31 protein-coding genes and 1 pseudogene are annotated in these 25,284 nt (G+C 72.7%); 15 read left to right on the top strand and 17 right to left on the bottom strand.

The window, feature by feature from the left end; genetic code table 11:
* Window positions 1–23 precede the first annotated feature (23 nt).
* Window positions 24–776 carry a lysophospholipid acyltransferase family protein gene (locus ACGFIA_RS26640; protein ID WP_357480448.1) on the bottom strand — a complete coding sequence of 251 codons (753 nt, stop codon included), beginning with the start codon at window positions 774–776 and terminating at the stop codon, window positions 24–26.
* A 77-nt stretch (window positions 777–853) separates the two neighbouring features.
* On the opposite strand from ACGFIA_RS26640, the gene ACGFIA_RS26635 reads away from it, so the two are divergent.
* Window positions 854–1,243 (top strand): VOC family protein, encoded by a 390-nt coding sequence (locus ACGFIA_RS26635; protein ID WP_357386232.1) that lies wholly within the window; start codon window positions 854–856, stop codon window positions 1,241–1,243.
* A gap of 47 nt (window positions 1,244–1,290) precedes the next feature.
* Here ACGFIA_RS26635 and ACGFIA_RS26630 read toward each other — a convergent pair whose 3' ends face one another.
* The 6 genes from ACGFIA_RS26630 to ACGFIA_RS26605 form a co-directional block, all read right to left on the bottom strand.
* On the bottom strand, window positions 1,291–3,351 hold the full coding sequence (locus ACGFIA_RS26630) for a glycogen debranching N-terminal domain-containing protein (protein WP_357480451.1): 2,061 nt from the start codon (window positions 3,349–3,351) through the stop codon (window positions 1,291–1,293).
* Window positions 3,351–3,722, bottom strand: coding sequence for an SCP2 sterol-binding domain-containing protein (locus ACGFIA_RS26625; protein WP_357473331.1), 372 nt, complete (start codon window positions 3,720–3,722; stop codon window positions 3,351–3,353). The genes ACGFIA_RS26630 and ACGFIA_RS26625 overlap by 1 nt, the downstream gene beginning before the upstream one ends.
* Window positions 3,723–3,882: 160 nt before the next feature.
* Window positions 3,883–4,299 carry a CBS domain-containing protein gene (locus ACGFIA_RS26620; protein ID WP_357480454.1) on the bottom strand — a complete coding sequence of 139 codons (417 nt, stop codon included), beginning with the start codon at window positions 4,297–4,299 and terminating at the stop codon, window positions 3,883–3,885.
* 81 nt (window positions 4,300–4,380) lie between these two features.
* The gene (locus ACGFIA_RS26615) at window positions 4,381–5,403 is read right to left on the bottom strand and encodes an aspartate-semialdehyde dehydrogenase (RefSeq protein ID WP_357480457.1); all 1,023 of its coding nucleotides are present in this window, start codon (window positions 5,401–5,403) and stop codon (window positions 4,381–4,383) included.
* Window positions 5,404–5,500: 97 nt separating this feature from the next.
* Window positions 5,501–6,844, bottom strand: a complete 1,344-nt coding sequence (locus ACGFIA_RS26610) for a pitrilysin family protein (protein WP_357480460.1) — start codon at window positions 6,842–6,844, stop codon at window positions 5,501–5,503.
* On the bottom strand, window positions 6,844–8,133 hold the full coding sequence (locus ACGFIA_RS26605; RefSeq protein WP_357480463.1) for a pitrilysin family protein: 1,290 nt from the start codon (window positions 8,131–8,133) through the stop codon (window positions 6,844–6,846). The genes ACGFIA_RS26610 and ACGFIA_RS26605 overlap by 1 nt, the downstream gene beginning before the upstream one ends.
* A gap of 85 nt (window positions 8,134–8,218) precedes the next feature.
* Between ACGFIA_RS26605 and ACGFIA_RS26600 the strand changes: the two genes are divergently transcribed.
* On the top strand, window positions 8,219–8,932 hold the full coding sequence (locus ACGFIA_RS26600; protein WP_357480466.1) for a phosphodiesterase: 714 nt from the start codon (window positions 8,219–8,221) through the stop codon (window positions 8,930–8,932).
* On the opposite strand, the gene ACGFIA_RS26595 is transcribed toward ACGFIA_RS26600, so the two are convergent.
* A complete protein-coding gene (locus tag ACGFIA_RS26595) occupies window positions 8,907–9,128 on the bottom strand; it encodes a hypothetical protein (protein ID WP_357480469.1) in 222 nt (73 codons plus the stop codon). The genes ACGFIA_RS26600 and ACGFIA_RS26595 overlap by 26 nt on opposite strands.
* Window positions 9,129–9,380: 252 nt before the next feature.
* Here ACGFIA_RS26595 and ACGFIA_RS26590 point away from each other — a divergent pair, with 252 nt between their 5' ends.
* From ACGFIA_RS26590 to ACGFIA_RS26580, 3 genes are read left to right on the top strand one after another with little or no spacing between them, the layout of a single operon-like run.
* Entirely contained in the window at window positions 9,381–10,481 is a 1,101-nt protein-coding gene (locus tag ACGFIA_RS26590; RefSeq protein ID WP_357386372.1) for a 3-deoxy-7-phosphoheptulonate synthase, read from the top strand.
* Between the two features lie 40 nt (window positions 10,482–10,521).
* Window positions 10,522–10,755, top strand: coding sequence for a hypothetical protein (locus ACGFIA_RS26585; RefSeq protein ID WP_393262684.1), 234 nt, complete (start codon window positions 10,522–10,524; stop codon window positions 10,753–10,755).
* A 25-nt stretch (window positions 10,756–10,780) separates the two neighbouring features.
* Window positions 10,781–10,990: a hypothetical protein gene (locus tag ACGFIA_RS26580; protein WP_354871007.1), complete on the top strand. Its 210-nt coding sequence runs from the start codon at window positions 10,781–10,783 to the stop codon at window positions 10,988–10,990.
* A gap of 61 nt (window positions 10,991–11,051) precedes the next feature.
* Here ACGFIA_RS26580 and ACGFIA_RS26575 read toward each other — a convergent pair whose 3' ends face one another.
* From ACGFIA_RS26575 to ACGFIA_RS26565, 3 genes are read right to left on the bottom strand one after another with little or no spacing between them, the layout of a single operon-like run.
* Window positions 11,052–11,594 (bottom strand): DUF1360 domain-containing protein, encoded by a 543-nt coding sequence (locus tag ACGFIA_RS26575; protein WP_357386216.1) that lies wholly within the window; start codon window positions 11,592–11,594, stop codon window positions 11,052–11,054.
* 34 nt (window positions 11,595–11,628) lie between these two features.
* Window positions 11,629–11,946: an SRPBCC family protein gene (locus ACGFIA_RS26570; protein WP_030502250.1), complete on the bottom strand. Its 318-nt coding sequence runs from the start codon at window positions 11,944–11,946 to the stop codon at window positions 11,629–11,631.
* Complete coding sequence (locus ACGFIA_RS26565; protein WP_357386213.1) at window positions 11,946–12,239, bottom strand: DUF6158 family protein; 294 nt, start codon at window positions 12,237–12,239, stop codon at window positions 11,946–11,948. The genes ACGFIA_RS26570 and ACGFIA_RS26565 overlap by 1 nt, the downstream gene beginning before the upstream one ends.
* A gap of 124 nt (window positions 12,240–12,363) precedes the next feature.
* Here ACGFIA_RS26565 and ACGFIA_RS26560 point away from each other — a divergent pair, with 124 nt between their 5' ends.
* Together ACGFIA_RS26560 and ACGFIA_RS26555 are read left to right on the top strand one after the other, a co-directional pair.
* Window positions 12,364–12,837, top strand: coding sequence for a hypothetical protein (locus ACGFIA_RS26560; protein WP_357386212.1), 474 nt, complete (start codon window positions 12,364–12,366; stop codon window positions 12,835–12,837).
* 25 nt (window positions 12,838–12,862) lie between these two features.
* Window positions 12,863–13,192 (top strand): DUF3817 domain-containing protein, encoded by a 330-nt coding sequence (locus ACGFIA_RS26555; RefSeq protein ID WP_357386210.1) that lies wholly within the window; start codon window positions 12,863–12,865, stop codon window positions 13,190–13,192.
* 7 nt (window positions 13,193–13,199) lie between these two features.
* Here the strand turns inward: ACGFIA_RS26555 and ACGFIA_RS26550 are convergent, their stop codons facing one another.
* Entirely contained in the window at window positions 13,200–13,718 is a 519-nt protein-coding gene (locus tag ACGFIA_RS26550) for a DUF6232 family protein (protein ID WP_357386208.1), read from the bottom strand.
* Window positions 13,719–14,133: 415 nt separating this feature from the next.
* Between ACGFIA_RS26550 and ACGFIA_RS26545 the strand changes: the two genes are divergently transcribed.
* A complete protein-coding gene (locus tag ACGFIA_RS26545) occupies window positions 14,134–15,099 on the top strand; it encodes an NlpC/P60 family protein (protein ID WP_393262679.1) in 966 nt (321 codons plus the stop codon).
* A 73-nt stretch (window positions 15,100–15,172) separates the two neighbouring features.
* On the opposite strand, the gene ACGFIA_RS26540 is transcribed toward ACGFIA_RS26545, so the two are convergent.
* The 3 genes from ACGFIA_RS26540 to ACGFIA_RS26530 form a co-directional block, all read right to left on the bottom strand.
* Window positions 15,173–16,162 carry a sigma-70 family RNA polymerase sigma factor gene (locus tag ACGFIA_RS26540; protein ID WP_357386370.1) on the bottom strand — a complete coding sequence of 330 codons (990 nt, stop codon included), beginning with the start codon at window positions 16,160–16,162 and terminating at the stop codon, window positions 15,173–15,175.
* 464 nt (window positions 16,163–16,626) lie between these two features.
* Complete coding sequence (locus tag ACGFIA_RS26535; RefSeq protein ID WP_357386204.1) at window positions 16,627–17,574, bottom strand: N-acetylmuramic acid 6-phosphate etherase; 948 nt, start codon at window positions 17,572–17,574, stop codon at window positions 16,627–16,629.
* Window positions 17,571–18,485 carry a MurR/RpiR family transcriptional regulator gene (locus tag ACGFIA_RS26530; RefSeq protein ID WP_174533806.1) on the bottom strand — a complete coding sequence of 305 codons (915 nt, stop codon included), beginning with the start codon at window positions 18,483–18,485 and terminating at the stop codon, window positions 17,571–17,573. Before ACGFIA_RS26530 ends, ACGFIA_RS26535 begins: the two co-directional genes overlap by 4 nt.
* A gap of 265 nt (window positions 18,486–18,750) precedes the next feature.
* On the opposite strand from ACGFIA_RS26530, the gene ACGFIA_RS26525 reads away from it, so the two are divergent.
* Window positions 18,751–19,428 carry an SDR family NAD(P)-dependent oxidoreductase gene (locus ACGFIA_RS26525; protein WP_357386202.1) on the top strand — a complete coding sequence of 226 codons (678 nt, stop codon included), beginning with the start codon at window positions 18,751–18,753 and terminating at the stop codon, window positions 19,426–19,428.
* On the opposite strand, the gene ACGFIA_RS26520 is transcribed toward ACGFIA_RS26525, so the two are convergent.
* A complete protein-coding gene (locus ACGFIA_RS26520) occupies window positions 19,413–20,171 on the bottom strand; it encodes a dTMP kinase (RefSeq protein WP_357386200.1) in 759 nt (252 codons plus the stop codon). The two genes, ACGFIA_RS26525 and ACGFIA_RS26520, sit on opposite strands and share 16 nt — an antisense overlap.
* 147 nt (window positions 20,172–20,318) lie before the next feature.
* Here ACGFIA_RS26520 and ACGFIA_RS26515 point away from each other — a divergent pair, with 147 nt between their 5' ends.
* The 5 genes and pseudogenes from ACGFIA_RS26515 to ACGFIA_RS26495 all read left to right on the top strand — a co-directional run bounded on the left by ACGFIA_RS26515 (window position 20,319) and on the right by ACGFIA_RS26495 (window position 22,750).
* On the top strand, window positions 20,319–20,900 hold the full coding sequence (locus ACGFIA_RS26515; RefSeq protein ID WP_357386198.1) for a nucleotidyltransferase: 582 nt from the start codon (window positions 20,319–20,321) through the stop codon (window positions 20,898–20,900).
* A 56-nt stretch (window positions 20,901–20,956) separates the two neighbouring features.
* Entirely contained in the window at window positions 20,957–21,166 is a 210-nt protein-coding gene (locus ACGFIA_RS26510; RefSeq protein ID WP_225853111.1) for a hypothetical protein, read from the top strand.
* 10 nt (window positions 21,167–21,176) lie between these two features.
* Window positions 21,177–21,957 (top strand): annotated as a pseudogene (locus ACGFIA_RS26505) (metallophosphoesterase).
* On the top strand, window positions 21,948–22,094 hold the full coding sequence (locus tag ACGFIA_RS26500; protein WP_013288160.1) for a GPGG-motif small membrane protein: 147 nt from the start codon (window positions 21,948–21,950) through the stop codon (window positions 22,092–22,094). Before ACGFIA_RS26505 ends, ACGFIA_RS26500 begins: the two are co-directional and overlap by 10 nt.
* 158 nt (window positions 22,095–22,252) lie before the next feature.
* Window positions 22,253–22,750, top strand: coding sequence for a TspO/MBR family protein (locus ACGFIA_RS26495; protein ID WP_357480475.1), 498 nt, complete (start codon window positions 22,253–22,255; stop codon window positions 22,748–22,750).
* A gap of 43 nt (window positions 22,751–22,793) precedes the next feature.
* Here ACGFIA_RS26495 and ACGFIA_RS26490 read toward each other — a convergent pair whose 3' ends face one another.
* Complete coding sequence (locus tag ACGFIA_RS26490; protein WP_357386194.1) at window positions 22,794–23,570, bottom strand: peptidoglycan DD-metalloendopeptidase family protein; 777 nt, start codon at window positions 23,568–23,570, stop codon at window positions 22,794–22,796.
* A 235-nt stretch (window positions 23,571–23,805) separates the two neighbouring features.
* Between ACGFIA_RS26490 and ACGFIA_RS26485 the strand changes: the two genes are divergently transcribed.
* Window positions 23,806–25,146, top strand: a complete 1,341-nt coding sequence (locus ACGFIA_RS26485) for an ABC transporter substrate-binding protein (RefSeq protein ID WP_357386192.1) — start codon at window positions 23,806–23,808, stop codon at window positions 25,144–25,146.
* Window positions 25,147–25,284 lie beyond the last annotated feature (138 nt).

Below are 25,284 nucleotides of genomic sequence, written 5' to 3'. Positions count from 1 at the left end.
CGGGTCGCCGGGCGCGGGCGCGGTCAGGAGGCGCTGCGGGTGCGGCGCTCGGACCGGTCCAGCTCGACCGCCTCCTCCGGGGTCGGCGCGCCGCCGCCCAGGTGGGCCGGCTGCCACCAGGCGTCGTCCGGGCCGGACGGCTTGTCCGGGTACTCCCGCTGGGCCCGGTCCACGAGCGCCGACAGACGGGTACGCAGGTCGGCGGTCATGACTGTGGCGTCCGGGTAGGCGGCCGGGTCCATCGGCTCGCCGACGATGATGGTGATCGGCGTGTGCCGGCGGGTCAGCGTACGCGGGCGGCCCTTGGTCCACAGCCGCTGCGTGCCCCAGAGCGCCACCGGCAGCAGCGGCACGCCGGCCTCCTGCGACATCCGGGCCGCGCCGTTCTTCAGGTCCTTGACGGTGAAGGAGCGGCTGATCGTCGCCTCCGGGAAGACGCCCACCACCTCGCCCCGGCGCAGCGCGGCGACAGCCGTGGAGTACGAGCCGGCGCCGGCCGCGCGGTTGACCGGGATGTGCTTCATGCCGCGCATCAGCGGACCGGAGACGCTGTGCCGGAAGACGCTGTCCTTGGCCATGAACCGGACCAGCCGCTTCGCCGGGTGGGCGCCGTAGCCGCAGAAGATGAAGTCGAGGTAGCTCACGTGGTTGGACGCGAGGACGGCGCCGCCGGTGGCCGGCACGTGCTCGCTGCCGGACACGTCCAGACGCAGGTCGAGCAGCCGGAACATCGTCTTGGCGGCGGTGATCACAGGGGGGTACACGAGTTCCGACATGCCGAAACTTTACCCCGAGTAGGTTACGCGACCGTAGGGCCGATCTGACCGCCGTCGCCGGCGACTAGGTTCGAGGCATGCCCGACCTCGCCGCGATCGTCATCCACTGCCGCGACCCCTACCTGCTCGCCCCGTTCTGGAGTGCGGTCACCGGGCTGCCGCTGGTCGAGGAGGATCGGGTGAAGCTCACCGAGGGCACGCTCGCGCCGACCGAGGCGGTGCTGCTGCGTGATCCGCACGGCCGGCGTCCGGACCTGTGGATCAGCCCGGCCGACGTGCTGCCGGCGCCCGGCCGGATCCACCTCGACCTGGTCGGCGACGCCGAGGAGCGGGCCGCGGTGCTGGAGGCGGGCGCGACAGTCGTGCGCGAGCTGCCGCGCTGGACCGTGCTGGCCGACCCGGAGGGCAACGAGTTCTGCCTGCTGCCGCCGAACGAGGCGCACACCGCGCCGCCGCCGGGCCACTGAGCCACCGCCGGCCGGTTACCGAGCCGCCGCCCGGCGGCTGAGCCGGCTCAGCCGGCCGGTTCGTCAAGGTCGAGCCGGCCCCTGGCGAACGCGTCCACCCGGCCCCAGCGGCCCGGGATGTCAAGCACCTCGATCCGCCCCATGCCCACCGGCAGCCGCGGGTCCACCACCAGGTGCCCCTCGTGCGGCTCCAGCCCCAGCATGGTCCGCAACAGCAGCAGCGGCGCACCGGTGGACCAGGCCTGCGGGCTGCACGCGGTCGGGTACTCCACCGGGAACTTCGTCAGCTCGCGCTGGTAGCCGCCGAACGCCTCCGGCAGCCGGCCGTCGAAGTAGGTGGCCGCGTCGAGGATGCCGTTCGCCACGGTGGCGGCCTCCTCGGCGAAGCCGTACCGGCGCAGGCCCCACGCGGTGAACGAGTTGTCGAACGGCCAGATCGTGCCGTTGTGGTAGCCGATCGGGTTGTAGCGGACCTCGCCCTCGGCCAGCGTCCGCACCCCCCAGCCGGACCAGAGCCGGGGGCTGAGCAGATGCTCCGCGATCCTCGGCGCCCGCTCCTCGTCCACGATCCCGCTCCACAGCAGGTGGCCGATGTTGGAGCTGAGCACGTCGCACTGGCGGCCGTCCGGGTCCAGCGCGAGCGCGTAGAAGCCCTGGTCGGCGACCCACCAGTCGTCGTTGAAGCGCCGCTTCAGCTCCGCCGCCTCGCGTTCCAGTTGATCGGCGTACGCGGGGTCGTCCCAGAACAGCCGGGCCAGCCGGGCGGCCCGGGTCTTCGCGTCGTACGCGTACCCCTGCACCTCACAGGTGGCGCGGGGGAACGGCGGCAGCGTGCCGTCGGCGTACGAGATGGAGTCCCACGAGTCCTTCCAGCACTGGTTCTCCAGGCCGGTGTCGGTGTTGCGCCGCTCGTACCAGATGTAGCCGTTGCCGAGCAGGTCGGCGTAGTCGTCGATCCACTTCAGCGCGGCCCGGCACTCCCGTTCCAGCTCCTTGACCAGGGCGCCGTCGCCGCTCCACCGCTCGTACTCGTCGAGCAGCACCACGAACAGCGGCGTCGCGTCCACCGAGCCGTAGTACGGCGAGTGCGGCTGCTCCTCGAACGCGGCGGTCTCGCCGTACCGCATCTCGTGCAGGATCCGGCCCGGGTCCTCGTCCCGGAAGTCGTCGAACCGGGTGCCCTGGAGCGCGCCGAGGATGCGCAGCGTGGTCTTCGACATCTCCGGCGCGAACGGCAGCACCTGGAGGCAGGTGAGGATGCTGTCCCGGCCGAACATGGTCATGAACCAGGGCAGGCCGGCGGCGGGCAGCGTCTGCCCGCCGAGCGACAGCGGCGAGAAGCGCAACGCGGCGAGGTCGACAAGGCTCCGCCGGTACGTGGCGGCGAGTTCCTCGTGCTCGCTGTTCAGCTTCGGGGCCCGGCTGATCCACTCCTCCAGGTCGTGCTGGAGCGCGAGCCGCTCGGTGCCGTGCGCGCGCAGTCCCATCCGCAGGTCCCGGCCGCCGGGGCCGATCGCGAACGTCTGCACGTCGATGACGGCGTCCCACTGTTCGTTGGGCTCCAACCGGATGCTCCAGGCGAAGCCGCGCTGGTCGTAGCGGGCCGGCCGGTTGGCCGAGACGAACGTCTCGCGCCGGAAGTTGCCGCGCCGGTAGCCCAGGCGCAGCCGGTCCGGATCGGCCTCGGCGTAGTGTTCGCCCTTCTTGTTGAGGATCTCGTCCTTGACCTGGAACAGGTCGGCGAAGTCGGCCCCGGCGTCCATCCGGATCTCCAGGTCGACCGCTTTCTCGTCGTGGTTGAGGATGGTCAGCGTCTCGCGGAAGCTGCCGCCGACCGCCCGCTCCCGGATGACCGACAGCTTCGCGTCGATGTAGTGCGTGGCCACGCCGGGCACCAGGAAGAACCGGGCCTCGTAGTACTGCAGGTCGTCGTAGGACAACGCGTTGAGCCGCTCGCCGTTGACGGTGAGCACCCACTTCGACAGGTACCGCGTGTCGAGCGAGAACAGGCCGGTCGGCTCGCTCGGTGTGGCCTCGATGTCGCCGGTGTCCTGGCTCACCACGAACGTGTTGCCGTCCAGGATCCGGACGGTGTTCCCGCCGGGCATCAGGCGGCCCTCCCGGCGAACGTGTGGTGCGGTCCCCGGGAGGCCGGCGGGCCGGGGAAGACCCGCTCGACCTGCAACACGAGCCGCAGGTCCCCGACGACTGTCATGTCGCCGCGCAGCAGCGCCGCGATGGGGTTCTCCTCGCCGCCGACCATCTCGGCGAACAGGCGCGGATCGGTGCCGACGACAGTGTCGGCCTCGCCGTCCTCCTGCCGGACCCGCAGGTTCCCGTGGTCGATCTCCAGCAGCCAGTGCGTGGTGTGCGGGCCCTCGTGCAGGTCGAAGCGGAGCGTCCCGGATGTCTTGGCCAGCAGCGGCTCGAACCCGCGCCGATCCAGGTCCTCGAAGAATCTCGTGGTCATGTCCACCATCCGGGTGACTCCTCCCGCGATCCGCGGTCCACCTGTCCGAGGCTCCGTGTCCCCACCCGGCCCGGGGTCAACCTCGCCCGAACCGGGTGAGCCCGGCGCACGGCGCGGACAAGCGACGCCGGCCCCCGAACCGGGGACCGGCGTCATCGCGGCGGACAGGTCAGTTGTTGGGGTCGTCGGCGCTGATGTCCGCGAGCACCGACTGGGGTTCCCGTTCCACCGCCAGGTCACCCATGGAGATCAGGCCGACCAGACGGCCGTCGTCGACCACCGGGAGCCGGCGGACCGCGTACGTGCGCATCAGGTCGGCGGCGGCCACGACGTCGTCGTTCTGGCTCACGGTCACCACGTCCCGGCTGGTGATCTGGTTGAGCCGGGTGGAGGTGGGATCCATGTCCTCCGCCACGCCGCGTACCGTGATGTCCCGGTCCGTCACGATGCCGACCACGTTGTCACCGTCGGTCACCACCACGTCGCCGATGGCGCTGTCCCGCATCTCCTGCGCCGCGGCGATGAGCGTGTCGTTGCCGTCCATCGTCACCAACCGGGTCGTCATGAACTCTCCGACCGTTGTCATGGTGCTCCCCTCTCGGTGTCGGCACGGCGGTCTACCCGCCGGCCGAGCCGGGGTAACGCGGAGGAGCGCACGACGGCGGCGTCAGCGTTCGGCGGCGACCAGCTCGGCGAGCTGCACGGCGTTGAGCGCCGCGCCCTTGCGCAGGTTGTCGTTGGCGCAGAACAGCGAGAGCCCGTGCTCGACGGTCTCGTCGGCCCGGATCCGCCCGACGAACGTCGGGTCCTGGCCGGCCGCCTCCAGCGGCGTCGGCACGTCGCGCAGCGCCACGCCGGGTGCGCCGTCGAGCAGCTCACGGGCACGGGCCGGGGCGATCGGCCGCGCGAACCGGGCGTTGATCTGCAACGAGTGGCCGGTGAAGACCGGCACCCGCACGCACGTGCCGGAGACCTTCAGCCCGGGGATCTCCAGGATCTTGCGGCTCTCGTTGCGCAGCTTCTGCTCCTCGTCGGTCTCGTCGGAGCCGTCGTCGACGATCGAGCCGGCGAGCGGGAGCACGTTGAAGGCGATCGGGCGGGCGAACGAGCGCGCCGCCGGGAACTCGACCGCCCCGCCGTCGAAGGCGAGCCCGGTGGCGCCCTCGGCCACCTTGCGGACCTGCTCGTCCAGTTCCGCCACGCCGGCCAGGCCGGCGCCGGAGACCGCCTGGTAGGTGGAGATGACGAGGCTGACCAGTCCGGCCTCGTCGTGCAGCGGGCGCAGCACCGGCATGGCGGCCATCGTGGTGCAGTTCGGGTTGGCCACGATGCCCTTCGGGCGGTCCGCGATCGCGTGCGGGTTGACCTCGGCCACCACCAGCGGCACCCGCGGGTCCATCCGGAACGCCGAGGAGTTGTCGATCACCACGGCGCCGGCCTCGGCGACCCGGGGAGCCAGCTCCTTCGCGGTGCCCTTGCCCGCCGAGAAGAGCACGATGTCCAGCCCGCGGTAGTCCGCGGTGGCCGCGTCCTCGACCGTGACCTCGCCGTCGCGCCAGGGCAGCGTGCGCCCGGCCGACCGGGCCGAGGCGAACAGGCGCACCTGCTCCGCCGGGAACTCGCGCTCCGCCAGCACCTGCCGCATGACGCCACCGACCTGGCCGGTGGCTCCCACAATGCCGATCCTCATGCCCGCGAGGCTACCCAGCCGGGCGGCGCGGGTGGGAAACGTTTCCCACCGCGCGGATGGGGGGCGACGGGAATCACAGGCCCGCCGCCCCGTCCGGTCAGGTGTGGTCGACCACCTCGCCGAGACCGCTGGCGACCAGCTCGTCCCGGATGACCGCCGCGTCCCCCTCGACCACCATGGTCAGCGACTCGGGGTGCAGGTACGTCGACGCAGCGGCGGAGACCTCCTCGACTGTCGCGGCGAGCAGTTGCTCCCGCAGCCGCGCGTGGTAGTCGTCCGGCAGGTCGTGCACGACGAGCGTGGTCAGGGCCGAGGCGATCGCCCGCGGGCTCTGCAACTCGACCGAGAGCTGCCCGGCCCGCCAGGAGCGCGCCACCTCCAGTTCGTCCTCGGTGACGCCGGTGAGCTGGGTACGCGAGATCTCGCCCACCGACTCGACAAGCGCCGGCGCGGTCACCCCGGTCTGCACGCCGGAGCTGACCGCGAACCGGCCGAACCGCCGGGACGAGGCGAAGTCGCCCCGGATCCCGTACGTGTAGCCGCGTACCTCACGGATCAGGTGGTTGAGCCGGGAGGTGAACGCGCCGCCGAGCACGGTGCCGGCGAGCGTCATCGGCACGTGGTCCGGGTGGGCCCGGTGCGGGGACGGGTGGCCGAGGCGCAGAGTGGACTGCACCGAGCCGGGCCGGTCGACCAGGATGATCCGCCGCTGCCCGGCCGTCGGCACCTCGATCGGGGCGCCGCGTTCCACAGGTCCCCCGCCGGTGCCGGCGAACGCCGTCGCGGCGAGCGCGTCCAGGTCGATCCGCTCCAGGTCACCGGCGACGACGAGCGTGCCGGGGCGGATGAACCACTCCGAGTGGAAGACGGTCACGTCGTCCACCTCCAGCGCGGCCACGCTGTCCGGGTCGCCGTAGAGCGGGCGGCCCCACCGGTGCTGCGCGCCGAACAGCTCGGCGCGCAGCACCGCGTCGGCGCGCGGGCCGGGGTTGGCCCAGTCCATCCGCAGCGCGGTCGCCTCGTCGTCGCGTACGCGCCGCACGTCGGCCGGGTCGAGCCGGGGCGTACGGACCGCCTCGGCCAGCAGCTCCACGGCGGCGCTCAGCCGGTCCACCGGCACCTGCACGCTCACCTGGAACGAGTCCCAGTCGAGCCCGGTCGCCAGCTCGGTGCCGAGCGCCTCGATGGCCAGCGCGTACGCGGTGGCGTCCCGCTGCGCGGTGCCCTCCTCCAGCGCCTTGGCCAGCACCGCGCCGAGGCCCTCCTTGCCGACCGGCTCCCGGCCCGCGCCGCCGTCGAGCAGCAGCAGCGCGACGGCGAGGTTCTGCCCGGGCAGGTGCGCGGCGACCACCTGGCCGCCGGCCACCGTCCGCCGGACCACCTGCGGGAACCGGTAGGCGCGGGCGGCGCCGGGGCCGGGACGGGTGGTGATCAGCGACATCACTTCTCCTCGGGCAGGTAGGTCAGGATCACCCGGTCGTCGGCGCCGAGCAGCTCGGCGGCCTGCTCGGCGATCTGCTCCGCGGTCACCGCGAGCCAGGCCGGCAGCCGGTCGGCGGCGCGGGCCGGGTCGCCGAACTGGGTGGCGTAGCGGCCGAGCGTGTCCGCCCGCCCGTCCACAGTGGCCATCTGCCGCCACCACATGGTGCTCAGCAGCGCCTTGGCCCGGTCCAGCTCGGCGGCGGTCACCGGCACCGTGGCCAGCTCGTCGACCACCTCGGCCAGCCCGTCGCGCAGCCGCTGCGCGCTCACCCCGGGGCGGGCCGTGGCGGTGGCGATCAGCGGGGCGGGCGCGTGCGCCAGATCCACCCCGTACGCGCCGACCAGGTCCGGCTGGGCGATCCGCTCACCGTCGGCCAGCCGCTGGTAGAGGCGGCTGCCCCGGCCGCTGCCGAGCACTGTGGCCAGCACCGTCGTCACGTCGTACCCCGGTGTGCCGAACGGGTGGGTGCGGTGCGCGAGGTAGACGCGGGGGGCGGGCACGTCGGCGGTGACCGTCTCCACTGCGGGACGGCCGGTGGCCGGCACGGTACGGCCGTCCGGCGCGGCCGGGATGTCGGCGCGCGCGGCCAGGCCGCCGAAGTACTTGTCGGCGAGCGCGAACACCTCCGCCGCCGTGGTGTCGCCGGCCACCGTGAGGACCGCGTTGTTCGGCGCGTAGTAGGTGCTGTGGAACTCCTGGAAGGTGGCCAGGTCGGCGGCGTTCAGGTCGGCCATCGACCCGATCGTGGCGTGGTGGTACGGGTGGCCGGGCGGGTAGAGCAGCGGCAGCAGGCGCAGCCAGGCGTCGCCGTACGGCACGTTCTCGTAGCGCTGCCGGCGCTCGTTCTTGACCACGTCGCGCTGGTTGTCCAGCGTCTCCTGGGTCAGCGCCGGCACCAGCCCGCCCATCCGGTCGGCCTCCAGCCAGAGCGCCAGCTCCAGGTGCTCGGCCGGGACCGTCTCGAAGTAGTTGGTCCGGTCCGGGTTGGTGGTCGCGTTGAGCGAGCCGCCCGCGCCCTGGATCAGCTTCATGTGCTCGGTCTTCGCCACGTTCACCGAGCCCTCGAACATGAGGTGCTCGAAGAGGTGGGCGAAGCCGGTCTGTCCCGCCGGCTCGTGGCGGGAGCCCACGTCGTACCAGAGGTTGACCGCCACGGCCGGGGCGGTGCGGTCCTCGCTCACCACCACGCGCAGGCCGTTGTCCAGTCGGGTCGTCTCGATCGGCCAGGGGAAACCGCTGTCGGGCATGAGACGACGCTATCCGATCTCGGAGGCGGAAAGGTGACACGCACGCCGGAGCATCGTCGGTGCGCGCCGGGGTACCCGTGCGGGCATGGCCACCACCACGTCTTCCGCCGTCGAGCGCGCCGCCGCCGCGCTGGCCCGGCTCCGGCACGCCCGGCTGCTGCACCCGGCCGGGCGCACGTTCGGCGGCGAGGCCCGGATCTGGGGTACGCCGGGACCGCCGACCGGGGTGCCGCTGCTCGACTCACCCGGCCGGTGGCCGGCCACGATCCGCCTCTCCAAGGGCGTGCCGACGCCGGGCGCCTGGCCGGACGTGCTGGGCGTGGCGGTACGGCTGCACCGCGACCCCGAGCCGCCGGTGGACCTGCTGTGGAGTTCCAGCTGCGCCGCACCGGTGCTGCGGAACCTGCCGCTGCCCCGGCGGCGCCTCACCGGGACGTACACGTCGATCATGCCGTTCCGGGCCGGCGGGCGGCGGCTGTTCCTGGCCGTGCTGGCCGACCCGGATTCACCGGACCTGGGCCGTGGCCTGGCCGGGGCGGGCGCGGTGGTGGCGGGCGGCGAGGCCCGGCTGGTGCTCGCGGTGGCCTCGGCGGTGGGCCGCTGGCGGCCGTTCGGCGAGGTACGCCTCGACGACGAGCGCGGCGCCGCCGAGGACGCCGCGCTCGCGTTCGATCCGGTCGGCAACGTACCGCCGGGGTTGCGACTGACCGGCCCGCTGGCCCGGCTGCGGGACGACAGCTACCGGGGGTCCCGCCGGGCCCGGGGTGCGGGGCTCAGTCGGGCGGCTCGATGGGGGTGACGGTCTGCTCGGAGGTGCGGTGCTCCAGCACCGTGTCGGGGGCGGCGTTCTGGTCCGCCTCGCGGGTGTCGGACTCGGCGAGGATCGCGTCGGCCTGCGCCTCGGCGTCGTCGCTGCCCGCCGCCGCCTCCTCCGGCAACAGATGCGCTCGGGATTCGATTCGTTCCTGATCACTCGGGTCGTGGCTCGTGGTCATGGCGCTCTCATACCCCGCGTTCCGCACTTCGGAACGACAGCGGGCTTTCCGGCGCGCGTCGGGTAGGCTGGCCGACGTGACGCGGTCGTATCGATGGTTTAGGAAGCCGGCTGGAGGAGCCGGTGACTCGACCATGAGCTGACGTCACTTCCTCTTCGAGCCGGCCGGGCAGGGATCGTTTTCCTTGCCTTTCGCACGCGAGCAGCCGGCTCGATCCCCGGGCGCCGGCACGGGGGCACGGTCGGCGGAAGGATCCCCACCGTGACCACCTCCCCCCAGGATGCCCATCGGGTCATCGACCAGCGCATCGACCGTGTGGTGCCGCTGACCACCCCGGCCCTGCTGCACCATCACCTGCCGCTCGACACCCCGCTGGCCGAGGCCGTCGTGGCGGGCCGCCGGGCCGTCGGCCGGGTACTGGACCGCGAGGACGACCGGTTGCTCGTCGTCGTCGGCCCCTGCTCCGTGCACGACCCGGCCGCCGCCCTCGAGTACGCGGGCCGGCTGCGCGAGGCCGCCGAGCGGGTCGCCGACGACCTGCTCGTGGTCATGCGTGTCTACTTCGAGAAGCCGCGTTCGACGGTGGGCTGGAAGGGCCTGATCAACGACCCGGCGCTGGACGGCTCCGGCGACGTGAACACCGGCCTGCGTACCGCGCGGGCGCTCCTGCTGGACGTGCTGCGACTGGGCCTGCCGGTGGGTTGCGAGTTCCTCGACCCGATCACCCCGCAGTACATCGCGGACACGGTGGCCTGGGGCGCGATCGGGGCGCGGACCGTGGAGAGCCAGGTGCACCGGCAGCTCGCCTCCGGGCTGTCCATGCCGATCGGTATGAAGAACCGGCCGGACGGCAGCATCGCCACCGCGGTGGACGCGATCCGGGCCGCCGGGGTGCCGCACGTCTTCCCCGGCATCGACGTCTCCGGCACCCCGGCGATCATGCACACCCGGGGCAACGCGGACGGCCACCTGGTGCTGCGCGGCGGGGGCGGCCGGCCGAACTACGACGCGGAGTCGGTGGCCGGGGCGCTGGAGCTGCTGCGCGCCGCGGGCCTGCCGGAACGCGTGGTGGTCGACGCCAGCCACGCCAACAGCGGCAAGGACCACCGCAACCAGCCGCTCGTCGCCGCCGACGTGGCCGCCCAGCTCGCCGCCGGTCAGCGCGGGATCGCCGGGATCATGCTGGAGAGCTTCCTGGCCCCCGGCCGGCAGGACCTGGACCCGACCCGGGAGCTGGCGTACGGCCAGTCGGTCACCGACGCCTGCATCGGCTGGGACACCACGGCCGAGGTCCTGGAGCACCTGGCCCAGGCCGTCCGGGCCCGCCGGGCCACGCTCCCGGCGCGGACCTGAGCGGGGTTGGGGCGAGTTTGACCGGTTCGGGGCCGGGTAGGTGGTCGGCGTGACCGATGACGCGCCCGTTACCGAGCAGCCGGACACCAGGCCGCTCGACGACCTGCTCGACGACATCTACCACGGCCAGGAGCGGATCACCCAGGCGGACATCTACCGCCGGGCGGTGGCCGCCGAACTCCCCGCGGAACTGCTCACCCGGATCGCCGCGCTCCCCGAGGGCGAGTACGCGGCGGACGAGGCGGCCGATCTGCTGGGCGGCACGGTCGCCTGAGCCCCCGCCGACGAGAGGACGCGACATGACCGACCGCAACCCCGACCACGAGCACCTGGCGGCGCTCGGCCAGCCCCCGGAGGGCGTCGACACCCTGCCCGAGCCGGACTTCGCCAACGAGCACGACCGCACCGCCGTGGACCGGGAGATCGTCACCGGGGAGGACGAGGACGAGCGGGAGCCGGAGGCGTCGCGCGGCTGGGCCGGCGAGGACCACGGCACCACCCCCACCTGACGGGTGGGAGGCACGGAAGAGGGCCGGCGCGCGAACGCCGGCCCTCTTCCGTGTCTGCTTCTCACTCCTGGTGGTGGCGACCACCCTCGGCCGCCTGCTGGGCGACCGCGTACCCCATCTGAAGGAAGTCGGAGGCGGCCACGGCTGTCAGCGCGGTGGCGACCAGCCGGGTCAGCCGGGGCGCCAGCACGAGGCCGCCGGTCAGCCCGGTGGCCACCCAGACCGCCAGGCAGAAGGGGCAGCTCACCAGCTCGCCGAGCGCGTGCCGGGTCGGGCTGCCCTCGTCGCGGACCTGCTCCATCACCTCGCCGCTGCCGATCGGGTGGTCGTAGCGGGTGAACGGCGCCCGCAGCGGGCTGGTGATCGCGTCCTTGGACAGCAGCCGGCTGAGCTTGTGCGTGGCGATCGAGAGCAGCACCACGTCCGCGGGCGTGGGCCGCTCGGGCACCGGCCGGCCGGTCGCCCGGACCAGGCCCACGATCGCAGCGGTCACCCCGGCGTACGTGCCCATCGCCTTGAGGTAGCCCTCCAGCGGCCGATGCTCGTGCGGCGCGTACGCCTGGCGCAGGCGCGCCACCTTCTGCTTCAGGCCACTCCCGGTCAACCCGGCCTCCTCGTCCTAGTCGTGCGGGCCGGGCTCAGCCGGCGGTCAGGTTGTCGGCCACCTCGCGGTCGAGGTTGGCCAGGATCTCGTCGGCCAGGTCGTGGTCCGGCCCGGCCAGGTCCAGCCGTACCCGGGCGCCGCCCGCGCCGGCCGGCTCCACGTCGATCTCGGCGGACCAGTCCGCGGCGCTCCACCGGGCCCGCATGTCGTCGGCGTCGACGACCTCCACCCGGCAGGTGCCGGAGTTGCGCAGCCGCTCGGGCAGCCAGGCCGAGGAGCGGTCCGGGTCGGTCGCCGTGTTGAACACCACCTCCGGCGGTGCGGACATGCCGCGCTCGGCGTGGCTGGCCATCAGGCGTCCCGCAGCCGGCTCGGGTCGACCTCCCGGCCGGGGTGCCGGGCCAGGTACTCCGTCTCCAGTTCGGCGGTGCGCCGCAGGTGGTTGGCGAGCGCCGAGTCGGTGGCGTGCCGCAGCGTGTCCAGCCGGGTGCGGTGCAGGCTCTGCATCTCCCGGATCAGGTCGTCGTCGCCCAGCTCCACCGGGTCCACCCCGAGCTGCTCGCCGTCGACGGTACGGGCGTGGTCGCCGTCCCACTCCGCGACCCGCTGTTCCGGGCTCGCGTCCCGGCGTACCGATTCGGTCATCGTCGCCCCCTCGTCTCGTTCGGGTTGGCACCTGTCCGGATGCCCAGCGGGAGTGTCACCAAACCACCGCCCGGACTACGACGCCGTGTCGGAGACACCCGGTGGCCCCGGTACTCTCGTCTGCATGAATCGGCTCTGGACACCGGCGTGGATCGTCCGCCACGTGGCCATGGTCGTGCTCGTGGTGGCTTTCCTCGGGCTGGGCTGGTGGCAGGTCACCCGCGCCGCCGGGGGGAACGCGCTCAGCTTCGGTTACGCGATCGAATGGCCGGTGTTCGCCGCCTTCGTGGTCTTCGTCTGGTGGCGTGAGGTCCGTCAGACGCTGCGCGCCGCTGATCCGGCACCGGATGCCGCCTCGCCGTCGGACGGCCCCGCGCCGTCGGACGACGCGGCGTCGCCTTCCGGTCGCCCGCCGTCGGTGACCGCCGGCGCCGGGCCGGCCACCGCCACCCCGGCGGTACGCCGGCCGGTGCGCGTCGTGCGGGTGCCTGCCGCTCCGGCCGACGGGGCGGACGACGCCGAGCTGGCCGCGTACAACCGCTACCTATCCTGGTTGAACGCCAATCCGGGCGCCCGGCCCGGCGACTATCCCGGCTGAGGCCGGTGCGGAAGGACGGACGACGGTGGGCGGAGCCTTTACCCGGTACCGCGTGATCGCCTGGATCGTGGGCGTGGCGCTCGTGGTGCTGGTCCTGATCGGCATGCCGCTGAAGTACGGCTTCGACAACCCGAGCGTGGTGGCCGTGGTCGGCGTGGCGCACGGCTGGCTGTACATGCTCTATCTGGCGCTCACGTTCGACCTGTCCCGCCGGGCGGACTGGCCGCTGAAGCGGATGCTGCTGGTGATGCTCGCCGGCACCGTGCCGTTCGTCTCGTTCTACGCCGAGCGTCGGGTGAGCCACTGGGTGGCCGCCGAGAGCCGGTCGCGTACCCCGGAGCCGGTCGCGGGCTGACCGCGGCTCATCGGGCCGGCCGCCACGGCTCGGCCGCCGGCGGGTCGGCCCAGCCGCCCAGCCGCGACGCCTCCCGGGCCCGCCCCAGCGCGCGGGCGACCTGACCGAACTGCCGCTCGTCGTCGCTGCTGAACAGCAGCACCTCGGTGCCGTCCACCCGGCCCCACAGCTCGTGCGCCGGGGGCCGCACGCGGTCGCCGATCAGCACGAGCAGCAGCGGCACCAGCCCGACCGCGCCGAGCACGAGGTACGCCCCGGCGGTGAGCCGGTGCAGGCCGCCGGTGAACCCGAGCAGCAGGCCGACAGCGGCGAGCATCGCGGCGGACACGACGACGGCCCGGACGGCGAGCCGGTCGTGCGGCCCGCGGTCGGTCCGGAGCTGGGTGATCCCGGCCACCGGCCAGGTGTTGCGGCCGACGGTGAAACGCTCGGCGGTGACGACGATGCCCGGCCGGGCGTAGAGCAGCCTGGGTGCGGCCGGTCGCGGCGAACGGGGCGGCTGGGTGGCGGAGCGGTCGGTCTGCACGGCGGCCTCCCGGGAGCAGGGATCCCGTGGTGGGATTTCCCGTCCGGGCTTCATTGTGGTCGCCTTGCGCCACCTGACCTCGGGCTTTCGGCGCTCGCGTGGCTCGTCGGCCCGGCCGTGCCAGCCGGAAACAGAGAGCGATTTCCGTCTTTGTCGTGACTTTGCCCGCCGTTGCCTGGCTACATCCGCCCAGAACGACGAATCGGGCGAGTCGCCTCATCCACCCACCGGCTCCCTCTCGTCACTTTCCGCCACTTTGCCAACTTTCGCCCCTGCTTGAACTCCCGGTCACTGCGATCACGGGTTAGGTTGTCCAGGTCGGCCCGGTCGACAGCCATCCACCCGGATGGCCCCGGGCCGGTGTCGCCGGGCCGCAGACGCGCCCGGCGACCGGTGGGAGAGGAGCTTTCCGCTCTTGTCGTCCTTACGGATGCTGCTCCGCTCGCTGGCGGTGGCCGGCCTCTCGGCCGCGCTGCTCGCCCCGGCGCAGGTGGCCCGGGCCGAGCCCACCCCCGCCGAGCTGACGAAGCAGATCGAGAAGTCCTCGACTGAGCTGGAGCGAATCGTCGAGTCCTACAACAAGCTCAACGAGGACATCAAGGCCAACAAGGCCACCGCGGCCAAGTTGGAGGCCCAGATCGGGCCGTTGCAGGAACAGGCCGAACGCAGCCGCGCCGACGTGGGCGTGCTGGCCGCGACGGCGTACAAGACCGGTGGCATGCGCACCGCGGCGGCCCTGCTGGACCCGGGCGGCCAGGCCACACTGCCGGAGCGGCTGGGCACGCTCGACCAGCTCACCCGCCAGCGGCAGCGCACCATCAACAGCTTCACCGCCGATCAGCAGCGGCTGATCGACCAGAAGACCCGGCTGGACGTCACGCTCGCCCGGGAGGCCGCGCAGGCCAGGCAACTCAAGTCCGCGAAGACGCGGATCGAGGCGGACCTGTCCGGCCTCTACGAGATGCGGCGCAAGGCGTACGGGCGGGCCACCGAGGCACCCGCCAAGTCGAGTTCGGCGGGCAAGCCGCCCGCCGTCTCCGGTGACGCCGGCACCGCCGTGCGGTACGCCTACGGCGCGGTCGGCAAGCCCTACGGCTACGCCCAGGACGGCCCCGGCAGCTACGACTGCTCCGGCCTGACGCTCGCCGCCTGGCGGGCGGCCGGGAAGTCGCTGCCGCACAGCGCGGCGCGGCAGTGGGGCGCCACCACCCGGATCAGCCGCAGCCAGCTGCAACCGGGTGACCTGGTGTTCTACTCCGGGCTCGGGCACGTGGCGCTCTACGTCGGCAACGGCCAGATCATCGACGCGCCGAGCGCCGGACGCAACGTCAGCAAGCGCGGCATGAACATCATGTCGATCCAGGGCTACGGGCGGGTCTGACCGGCCCGCAAGACGGCGAACGGCCGGCGTCCCCCTGTCGGACGCCGGCCGTTCGCCGTCAATTGTTACCAGGTCAGGCCGCCTGGAGCCCCTCCGCGCGAGCCAGCTCACGCAGCCGGCCGAGAGCCTGGATCTCCAGCTGGCGGATGCGCTCGCGGGACAGCGAGAACCGCGACGCGACCTCGGTCAGCGAGTGCTCACGCCCGTCCTCCAGGCCGTACCGGGCCCGCATGATGCCCGCGGAGCGGTCGTCGAGGTGGTTGAGCAGGCCCTCGATCCGCTGCCGCTCCAGGCCGGTCAGCACGATCTCCTCGGGCGACGGGGCGTCACTGTCGGCGACCAGGTCACCGAGGTTGGTGTCGCCGTCGTCACCGACCGGGGTGTCCAGCGAGACGGTGTCCTGCGACCAGCGGACCAGCTCGTTCACCCGCTCGACGGTCACGCCGAGCGCGGTCGCGATCTGCTCCGGCTCCGGGTCGCTGCCCAGCTCGCGGGTGAGCTGCCGGGCCACGTTGCGCATCCGGTTGACGTCCTCGACCAGGTGCACGGGCAGCCGTACGGTCCGCTCCTGCTGGGCGATCGCCCGGCTGATGGCCTGACGGATCCACCAGGTCGCGTAGGTGGAGAACTTGAAGCCCCGCTCGTAGTCGAACTTCTCGACCGCCCGGACCAGGCCGGTGTTGCCCTCCTGGATCAGGTCCAGCATGGGCATGCCGGAGCGCACGTAGCGCCGGGCGATCGACACGACCAGTCGCAGGTTCGCGCGGATGAACAGGTCCTTCGCGCGCTCGCCCTCGATGACCAGCCGTTCCAGGTCCTCCCGGTCGGCGCCGTCGGGGATGCGCCCCTCGTCGAGCAGGTGCTCGGCGTAGAGGCCCGCCTCGATCGCCTTGGAGAGGTCGACCTCCCGGGCGGCGTCGAGCAGCGGCGTCCGGGAGATCTCGTGCAGGTAGACGCCGACCAGGTCCCGCTCCTCGGCGACCTCGTCGGTACGCATGCCGATGTTCTTGTCCACGATTGCCACGGTCCCCTCGCTCGCGCCGGTTGCCCGGTTCCTTGCCATCCCCACGTTCATCAGCCCTCCCCGTAACCTCCGCTGTGCCCGTAGGTGCTGACACCTACACAACAGATGTGACGCGTCGGGGATTCCATGTCGTGAGTCGAAACTGTCACGAATGCCTGAGTAGTAGCTGAGAGCCCGGTCCATGTTTCCTGTTACCGGCCCGGTTCCGGGGCTCCCGGCCGCCGATTTCGACGCATACCGGAGTCGCGGAATCACCGTTCGCCCATGGAATGGCACCATTGTCTCTTCCATGAACACAGCGAGCCGCGTCACCGGGTCGTTGCGATCCTGCTCACTGCGAGATACGCGGCTGCGGACCGGCCGGTTCAGCCATGCTCAAGGATTACCCTCCGCCTCGTTGAACAATCCGTGCGGGCGGGGTCGTCCCCTCCCCGCACGTGATACGCGTCGCACCCGCCGGGCGGATGCGCCGGCGGGTGGATCGATCGGGCGGGCGGGGACGGTCAGGAGGCGAGCAGGGCGAGCGCGCCGCGTACCTGGTGGGCGGAGCGGGCCAGCGCGGCCCGGGCGGCCGGCACCTCGGCGCCGGACACCAGCGCGACGAGCGCGGTCTTGAGGTCGCCGTCGGCCTCCCGCAGGGCGACCCGGCACACCTCCTCGGCGCAGCCGGTGGCGTCCACGAGGATCGAGATCATGCGGCCGCGCAGCTTGGCGTTCGTGGCCACCATGTCGATCATCAGGTTCGAGTAGACCCGGCCCAGACGCACCATCACGGCCGTGGAGAACGTGTTGAGCACCAGCTTCTGCGCCGTGCCCGCCTTCATCCGGGTCGACCCGGTGACCACCTCCGGCCCGGTGTCCACCCCGATGAAGACGTCCACCGACGCGGCGGCCTCGGCCTCCGGATTCGCGCAGAGCAGCACCGTACCGGCGTCCTGCGCCCGGGACGCGGCGAGCGCCCCGAGGACGTACGGTGTGCGCCCGCTGGCGGCCAGGCCGACCACGAGGTCGCCGGGGCGTACGCACTCGGCGGCCTCGGCGGCGCCACCGCGCTCGTCGTCCTCGGCGTCCTCGACCGCCCGCCACATCGCCTCCGGGCCGCCGGCCAGGTGCGAGCAGAACCAGTGCCGCGGCGAGTTGAACGTGGGTGCCAGCTCGGCCGCGTCCAGCACGCCGAGCCGACCGGAGGTGCCGGCCCCGAAGTAGTGCACGCGGTGCCCGTCGCGCAGCGCGGCCACGGCCAGGTCGACGGTCTCGGCGATCTCGTCCAGCACGGCGGCGACAGCGGCCGGCACCCGGCGGTCCGCCTCGTTGATCACGGTGAGCACGTCCCGGGTGGACATCAGGTCGAGGTCGACGCTGTGCGGGTTGCGGCGCTCGGTCGGTGCGCCGACGCGCACCACCGGCCGGATCGCCGCCACGCCGTCGCGCTCCACCCGGCCCGCCGTCATCCCCGCCTCCGCCCGGGACCGACCCGGCGCGACTTGACCGCCTCGGCGGTGGCTTCCAGGGCCTTCTTCGTCCGGGCCCGGCTGCGGGCGGCCACGCCGACGAAGAGGCAGTCGACCACGGTGAGCTGGGCCAGCCGGCTCGCCGTCGCGCCGGAGCGGTACGTCGTCTCGCGCGCGGCGGTGGTGAGCACGTGGTCGGCGACCTCGGTGATCGGCGAGCGGGGGAAGTTGGTCAGCGCCACGGTGGTGGCGCCGCGTGCCCGCGCCTGCTCCAGCACCTCGATGACGTCGGAGGTGGTGCCGGTGTGCGAGATGCCGACCGCGACGTCGCCCCGGCCCAGCAGGGCGGCGGAGGTGAGCGCGGTGTGCACGTCCGGGAAGTAGAACGCGATGCGGCCGATGCGGTGCAGCTTCTGCTGGAAGTCTGAGGCGACGAAACCGCTGGCGCCCGCGCCGTAGACGTCGATCCGGCCGGCCGCGCCGATCGCCTCGACGACCTGCTCGCAGACCGCCGGGTCGAGTTGCTCGGCGGTCTCCTCGACGGCCCGGGCGTCGTTGAACGCGATGGTGGCGATGATCTGGGCGAGGTCCGCGCCCGGCGGGATGTCGCCGCCGACCACCCGCGCGTCCGGCGGCTCGACCCGGCGGGCGGCCTCGGCGGCGAGCCGGATCCGCAGCTGGGGGTAGCCGTCCATGCCCACCGAGCGGCAGAAGCGGATCACTGTCGCCTCGGACGTCTCCGCGGCGGTGGCGAGGTCGGTGATCGTACGCCGGGCCGCGTCCGCCGGATCGGCGACGACCAGCCGGGCCACCCGCTGTTCGGCCGGGGACAGCGAGGGCAGCAGGCCGCTGATGTGGACGATCAGTCCACCGGGCTCGTGACTCGCAGAAATCTTCGGACTCTTCGCCACGGATGAAACTTACTTTCACCAGGCGTGAGCGTCAACCATGACACCGCGTATCGGGAAATTTACCGTCTTCCGTGTCCGCCCGGGCCAAGGATCCCATTCTCCCAGCCCCACCGCCTCATCCGGTCCGGCCGAGTCACTCCTGCCGCCTGGCAGACCGGTCCCCCGTCGTGCCGCCCGGCCTGCCTGGTCGGCCTCGACCGGGCAGACCGGACGGCCGGTGCGGGTCACCGGTCGGCCGGGCACGGCGGTTGGCTAGCGTGTGTCCATGACGCGACGCACGGTGCTGGTGACCGGAGGCACGGGCGGGCTCGGCCGCGCGGTCACCGCCACCTTCCTCGACGCCGGCTGGCGGGTGGTCGTACCCCAGCGGGAGCCCGGGACCGACGACGGCCCGGTCCGGGTCGTGGCCGACCTGCTGACCCCGGAGGGGGCCGCGCGGGCGGTCCAGGCCGCGACCGACGAGCCGGCCGCGCCGCTGCGCGCGGTGGTCAACCTCGTCGGTGGGTACGCCGCCGGCGGGCTGGTGCACGAGACCCCGGTCGAGGACTTCGAGCGGATGCTACGGCTCAACCTCCGCCCGACGTACCTGGTCACCCACGCGGCGCTGCCGCACCTCATGGCGTCCGGCGACGGCGCGGTGGTCTGCGTCTCGGCCCGGGCGGCGGTCTCGCCGTTCCCCGGCGCCTCCGGTTACGTCACCGCCAAGGCAGCGGTGCGCGCGTTCGCCGAGACGGTGGCGGTCGAGTACCGGCAGCGCGGCGTGCGGTGCAACACGGTGCTGCCGAGCGTCATCGACACCCCGGCCAACCGCGCCGCCCAGCCCGGCGCCGATCACGGGCGCTGGGTGCCGCCGGCCGAGATCGCCGAGGTCGTCCGCTTCCTGGCCTCCCCCGAGTCCGCGCCCACGAGCGGCGCGAGCATCCCGGTCTACGGGCGGGCCTGAACCGGCACCGGCCCGTCCCGTCCGGCGCCACCGGCCGGACCGGACGGGTCCGTGCCGCCGGCCGGGCGTCGCGGGCCGGCCGGCGCGGGGCCGGGGCCGGCGGACGGGTCGCCGGGCAGCCACTCGCTCAGGTGTGCCCGGATCCGGCGGGCGACGTCCTCCGGCGGGCCGTTGCCGTCCACCACCACGAAGCCGCCGTACTCGGGTAGCGCCCGGTACGCGGCGTCCGCGGCGGTCAGCCACGCCATGCTCTCGTGGTCGGTGCCGCGCCGCTCGATCCGGCGGAACGCCTCGGCGGGGTCGACGGTGAGCAGGAACGTGACTTGAGGCGCCGGGAAGATCCGGTAGCCGGCCCGGGCCCACCGCTCCCACCGCTGCCCACCGTGCGCGCGGATGCTGGCGTACTGGCAGGCGGACCACCTGTCCATCACCGCGGTCCGGCCGGTCACCAGGCAACTGAGCAGGGCGAGCGCGATGGCCAGCCACCGCAGCACCGACTCGACAGCGAGCAGGCCGCCGCGCCCGACGAGCCGCTGCGCGTCCGGGCGGCCCACCCGCTGGGCGAGCCGGCCGAGCCAGCGGCGGCCACCGGCGTTGCGGTGGTAGGTGGCGGGGATACCGGCGGCGGTGAGCGCCTGGGCCAGCCGGTGGGCCTGGGTGGTCTTGCCTGAGCCGTCGATGCCGATCAGGGCGACGATGCGCGGCCGGGCCCCGCCCCGCCGCGTCCGCAGTGAGCTGGCCACCCTCCCGAGGCTATCCGACCGATGCTCGCCCGGCCCCGTTCGTCGCTTTGCTGCCCGGGCGCACGGATCGCGCCGCGACAGGTGTGACCAAAGCGTCCACCGGGTACGCATCGTGGTCCCACCGCCCATACGACGAGGGAGCCGCAGATGGCCGAGCGCGGGGACGAGACCCTGGTGCACACGCTGAAGAAGGTCGCCGCCGTGCTCAAACAGTCCGAGATCCCGTTCGCGCTCGGCGGCAGCTTCGCGGTGTACGCCCACGGCGGCCACTCCAGCGACCACGACGTGGACTTCCTGCTGCGCGAGGCGGACGTGGACCGGGCGCTGGAGGCACTCGTCGAGGCCGGCTTCACCGCCGAGCGCCCGCCGGAGGACTGGCTGGTGAAGGTCTACGACGAGGACCGGATGGTGGACCTGATCCACCGGCCGGTGGAGACGCCGGTCACCGAGGAGACGTTCGCCGACACCATCGTGCGCCCGGTCGACGCGATCCACATGCCGGTGCTCTCGGCCAGCCAGCTCATGGTGCACAAGCTGCTGAGCTTCTCCCAGCACTACTGCGACTTCGCCCGCGCCCTGCCGCTGGCCCGCTCGCTGCGGGAACAGATCGACTGGGAACGGGTACGGAAGGAGACGCAGCACTCGCCGTACGCGGAGGCGTTCCTGGTGCTGCTGGACCGGCTGGACGTGCTGCCCGGCGGCACGCCCGGCGGAAGGGAGACCCTGTGACCGGACTGTCCGGCGACGTTCCCCCCGACGAGTACGTCGAGGCGGAGATCCAGAGCATGCTGGCCGAGGACCCGACCGTGGCCGAACAGGGCATCACCGTGGTGCGGCGGGAGAACGGGCTGGTGCTCTACGGCGAGGTGGAGAGCCCGCACCGGCGGGAGGAGATCCTGCGGCGGGTGGCCGAGCGCTTCCCGGACACGCCCGTGACCAGCGACATCGGGGTGATCCGCACCCAGGCGCCCACCCAGGTCGAGGAGTTGCCGTGAGGGAGGTTCGATGGTGATCCGGATCGCCGCCGTGGGCGACGTGCATCTGGACGAGGACGTGGTGGGCCGGTTCCGCCCGGCGCTGGAGGAACTGCCCGGCCGCGCCGACGCGCTGCTGCTCGCCGGTGACCTGACCCGGCACGGCACCGAGGCCGAGGCGCGGTGCGTGGCCCAGGAGTTCGGCGGTCTCGGCGTACCGGTGATCACCGTGCTCGGCAACCACGACCACCAGTGCGACGAGGTGCCGCAGGTGGTGAAGGTGCTGGAGGACGCCGGGATCACCGTGCTGGAGGGCACGGGCACCGTGGTGGACACCCCCGGCGGACGGCTCGGGGTGGCCGGCGTGAAGGGGTTCGGCGGCGGGTTCGCCGGGCGCTGCGCCAGCGACTTCGGCGAGCCGGAGATGAAGGCGTTCGTGCGCACCACCCGGGAGGCCGCTGACGCGCTCGCCGACGCGTTGCTCTCGCTCGACTGCGACGCGCTCGTCGCGCTCACCCACTACTCCCCCGTCCCGGACACGCTCGCCGGCGAGCCGCTGGAGATCTACCCGTTCCTCGGCTGCTACCAGCTCGGCCAGGCGATCGACTCCGCCCCCACCGCGCTGGCGCTGCACGGGCACGCCCACCACGGCACCGAGCGCGGCACCACGCCGGGCGGCGTACGGGTCCGCAACGTGGCGCACCCGGTGATCAAACAGGCGTACAGCGTCTTCCACCTGGGCGGTGATCAGCTCGACTGAGCGCGAGGTTTCCGGGATCGGGCGGCCGGGTATTCAGCCGACATGGAGCTGATTCTCTGGATTCTCGCAGTCGTACTGGTGGTCGCCGGAATTCTCGCCCTGTTCCGCCGGCAGATCCTCTGGGGCATCGTCCTCATCGTCGTCGGCCTGTTGGTCGGCCCGGGTGGCGTCAGCATCTTCAACACGTAACCGAGGTTCCCGTACCCGCCGGGGTCGCCGGGCCCGGGCGTTCCGTCCTGCCGGACGCCGAACGTCCGGGCCGGGTGACTCCGGCCTTTTCCGTGTCCGGCGGCGGCCCGGCGGCCGTGCCGCGTTTGCCGGGCCCGCCGAGCGGAAACATCTCGACGATGGAGACGTCGCAGAGTGTCGCCCGGCGCACCACCGGAGCCCGCAGATGGTGGGCGCTGCTCGGCTTCGGCGCCGCCACGTTCGCCGCCGCCGCGATCGGCGGGCTGGGGGTCCAGGGCACCTCCGCCGAGTACCAGGGCCTGGAGCAGCCCGCCTGGGCGCCGCCGTCGTGGCTGTTCGGCCCGGTCTGGACCGTGCTCTACGCGCTCATCGCGATCGCCGGCTGGCTGGTCTGGCGCCGGGCTGGTTTCGGTCCCGCGCTGTGGGCCTGGGTCGCGCAGCTCGTGCTCAACGCGATCTGGACGCCGCTGTTCTTCGGCGCCGGGGCGTACGGGCTGGCCTTCGCCGAGATCGTGCTGATGTGGCTGGCGATCGGCGTGACGGTGGCCCTGTTCCGGCGCGTCTCCCGGCCGGCCACGCTGCTGATGCTGCCGTACTGGGCCTGGGTGACGTTCGCGTCCGCGCTGAACTTCGCGGTGTGGCGGCTGAACTCCTGACCGGTTACGGCGCGGAGGCCGGTCGCCCCCGCGCCCGCCGGGCTCAGCAGCGGGGTACGCCGGGGATGTAGCCGTCGTACCCGGTGTAGACGTAGGCGTCGGAGATGAACCGGCCGGAGCCGATCCGGTCCCAGATCGAGCTGGTGCCGTACGTGCCGCTGACGCTGGTGCCGCTGGTCTGGCACTGGATCGTCACCTTCGCCCCGTCGGCGACCGTGCCGACCGAGCTGTAGCCGGTGCCGGGGCCCGAGCGGACTGTGAGCGGGGAGCCGGCCGTGTTCACGGTGCCCTCGCCGGTGTTCGTCCCGCCGCAGCCGTTGTCGCTGGTGTAGGTCTTGGTGCCCCAGTAGAGAGCCTGCACCCCGTTGAACTTGATCTTCACCGAGCTGCCGTCGACGCGCTGCTCGTAGTGCAGGTGCGGGCCGGTGGAGCCGCCCGTCGTGCCGACGTACCCGATCACACGGCCGTAGCCGACGGTCTGCCCGACGGAGACGTTGAAGGCGCTCAGGTGGGCGTAGTAGGTGGTGTGGCCGCCGCCGTGGTTGATCCGGACGTACTTGCCGTAGCTGGTGTCGCCGAGGTTGGTGACCACGTCGACGGTGCCGGGCGCGCTGGCGACCACCGGGTCGCCGACGTCGTCCGTGCGGTTGAAGTCGATCGCGTTCGCCGGGCTGTGGTTCGTCCGGGTCTGGCCGGACCAGGACTGGTTGCACGGGAACGGGACCTTGAACGTCGGCGCGGCCATCGCCGGCGCGGCCGGCACGAGAGTCGCCGCCAGGACCGCCGCACTCGCCCCGAGGGCGAGCCATCGCTTCCGCATCCACTGCCTCCCATGTTGAAAGTCTTCAATATGTTGAGGACATCCTGACAGAAAGTTCCGTTCCCGGGAAGATTCGTGGGAGCGCGCCCACCCCCCGGCTCAGGGTTTCGGGATTGTTACCGGGCCGTGTCCGGCCAGGGGTGGACCCGACACGATGCAAGCGCTTACATGTGAGGACGACATCGGACCGGCGCGGGTTCGATCCCCCCACGCGCCGGCAAGGAAGGAGATCGGCATGGCGTTTGCCAGATCGCGCCAGACGCTCGCGGTCGCCGGCGTCCTGGGGCTGGCGCTCGGCGTCGCCGCCTGTGGCACCGGCGACGACAAGAAGAGCGACAAGGCCGGATCGGCCGAGTGCGCCGCATACGAGAAGTACGACGGTCACGACGGCAAGAAGGTGACCATCTACTCCTCCATCCGGGAGATCGAGGCCGACCGCCTCGACCAGTCCTGGAAGGAGTTCGAGGACTGCACCGGCATCGAGATCGACCACGAGGGCAACGCCGAGTTCGAGGCGCAGCTCCCGGTCCGGGTCGACGGCGGCAACGCTCCCGACCTCGCCTTCATCCCGCAGCCGGGCCTGCTCAAGCGCTTCGTCGACTCGGGCAAGCTCAAGCCGGTCGGCGCCGACACCAAGGCGATGGCCGAGCAGAACTACTCCCCCGACTGGCTGAAGTACAGCACCGTCAACGGCCAGCTCTACGGCGCCCCGCTCGGCTCCAACGTGAAGTCCTTCGTGTGGTACTCGCCGAAGACCTTCAAGGAGAAGGGCTGGACCGTCCCCACCTCGTGGGACGACATGATCAAGCTCTCCGACCAGATCGCGGCCAGCGGCACCAAGCCGTGGTGCGCCGGCATCGAGTCCGGTGACGCCACCGGCTGGCCGGCCACCGACTGGATCGAGGACGTGCTGCTGCGCACCGGCGGCCCGGAGGTCTACGACAAGTGGACCACCCACCAGATCCCGTTCAACGACCCGCAGGTGGCCGACGCGCTCAACCGGGCCGGCACCATCCTGAAGAACGAGAAGTACATGAACGGCGGCTTCGGCGGCGTCAAGAGCATCTCCACCACCGCCTTCCAGGAGGGCGGCACGCCGATCACCACCGGCAAGTGCGCGCTGCACCGCCAGGCGTCCTTCTACGCCAACCAGTGGCCCAAGGGCACAACGGTGGCCGAGGACGGCGACGTCTTCGCGTTCTACTTCCCGGCCATCGACCCGGCCAAGGGCAAGCCGGTGCTGGGTGGCGGCGAGTTCGTCGGCGCCTTCGCCGACCGGCCCGAGGTCCAGGCGGTGCAGACCTACCTGGCCTCCGGCGAGTACGCCAACAGCCGCGCCAAGATCGGTGACTGGGTGTCCGCGAACAAGAAGCTGGACATCAACAACGTCCCGAACCCGGTGGACAAGCTCTCCGTGGGCATCCTCCAGGACGAGAAGACGGTCTTCCGCTTCGACGGCTCGGACCTGATGCCGGCCGCGGTCGGCGCCGGCACCTTCTGGAAGGGCATGGTGGCCTGGATCAACGGCAAGGACACCACCTCCGTCCTGAACGACATCGAGGGCAGCTGGAAGTGATCTAGCAGGTGGGGGGGGGGGGGGGGGGGGGGGGGGGGGCGCCGCCGGGGCCCCCCCCCCCCGGGGGGGGGGGGGGGTGGGGTGTGGGGGGGGGGGGGGGGGGCCCACGGCGGGGGGGGGGATCTGTTGGGTGGGAGG

The sequence above is a fragment of the Micromonospora sp. NPDC049203 genome, from assembly GCF_043197215.1.
GTDB lineage: Bacteria > Actinomycetota > Actinomycetes > Mycobacteriales > Micromonosporaceae > Micromonospora.
Note: the sequence above shows the minus strand (reverse complement) of the source record. Positions and strands in the feature narration are given on the sequence as shown.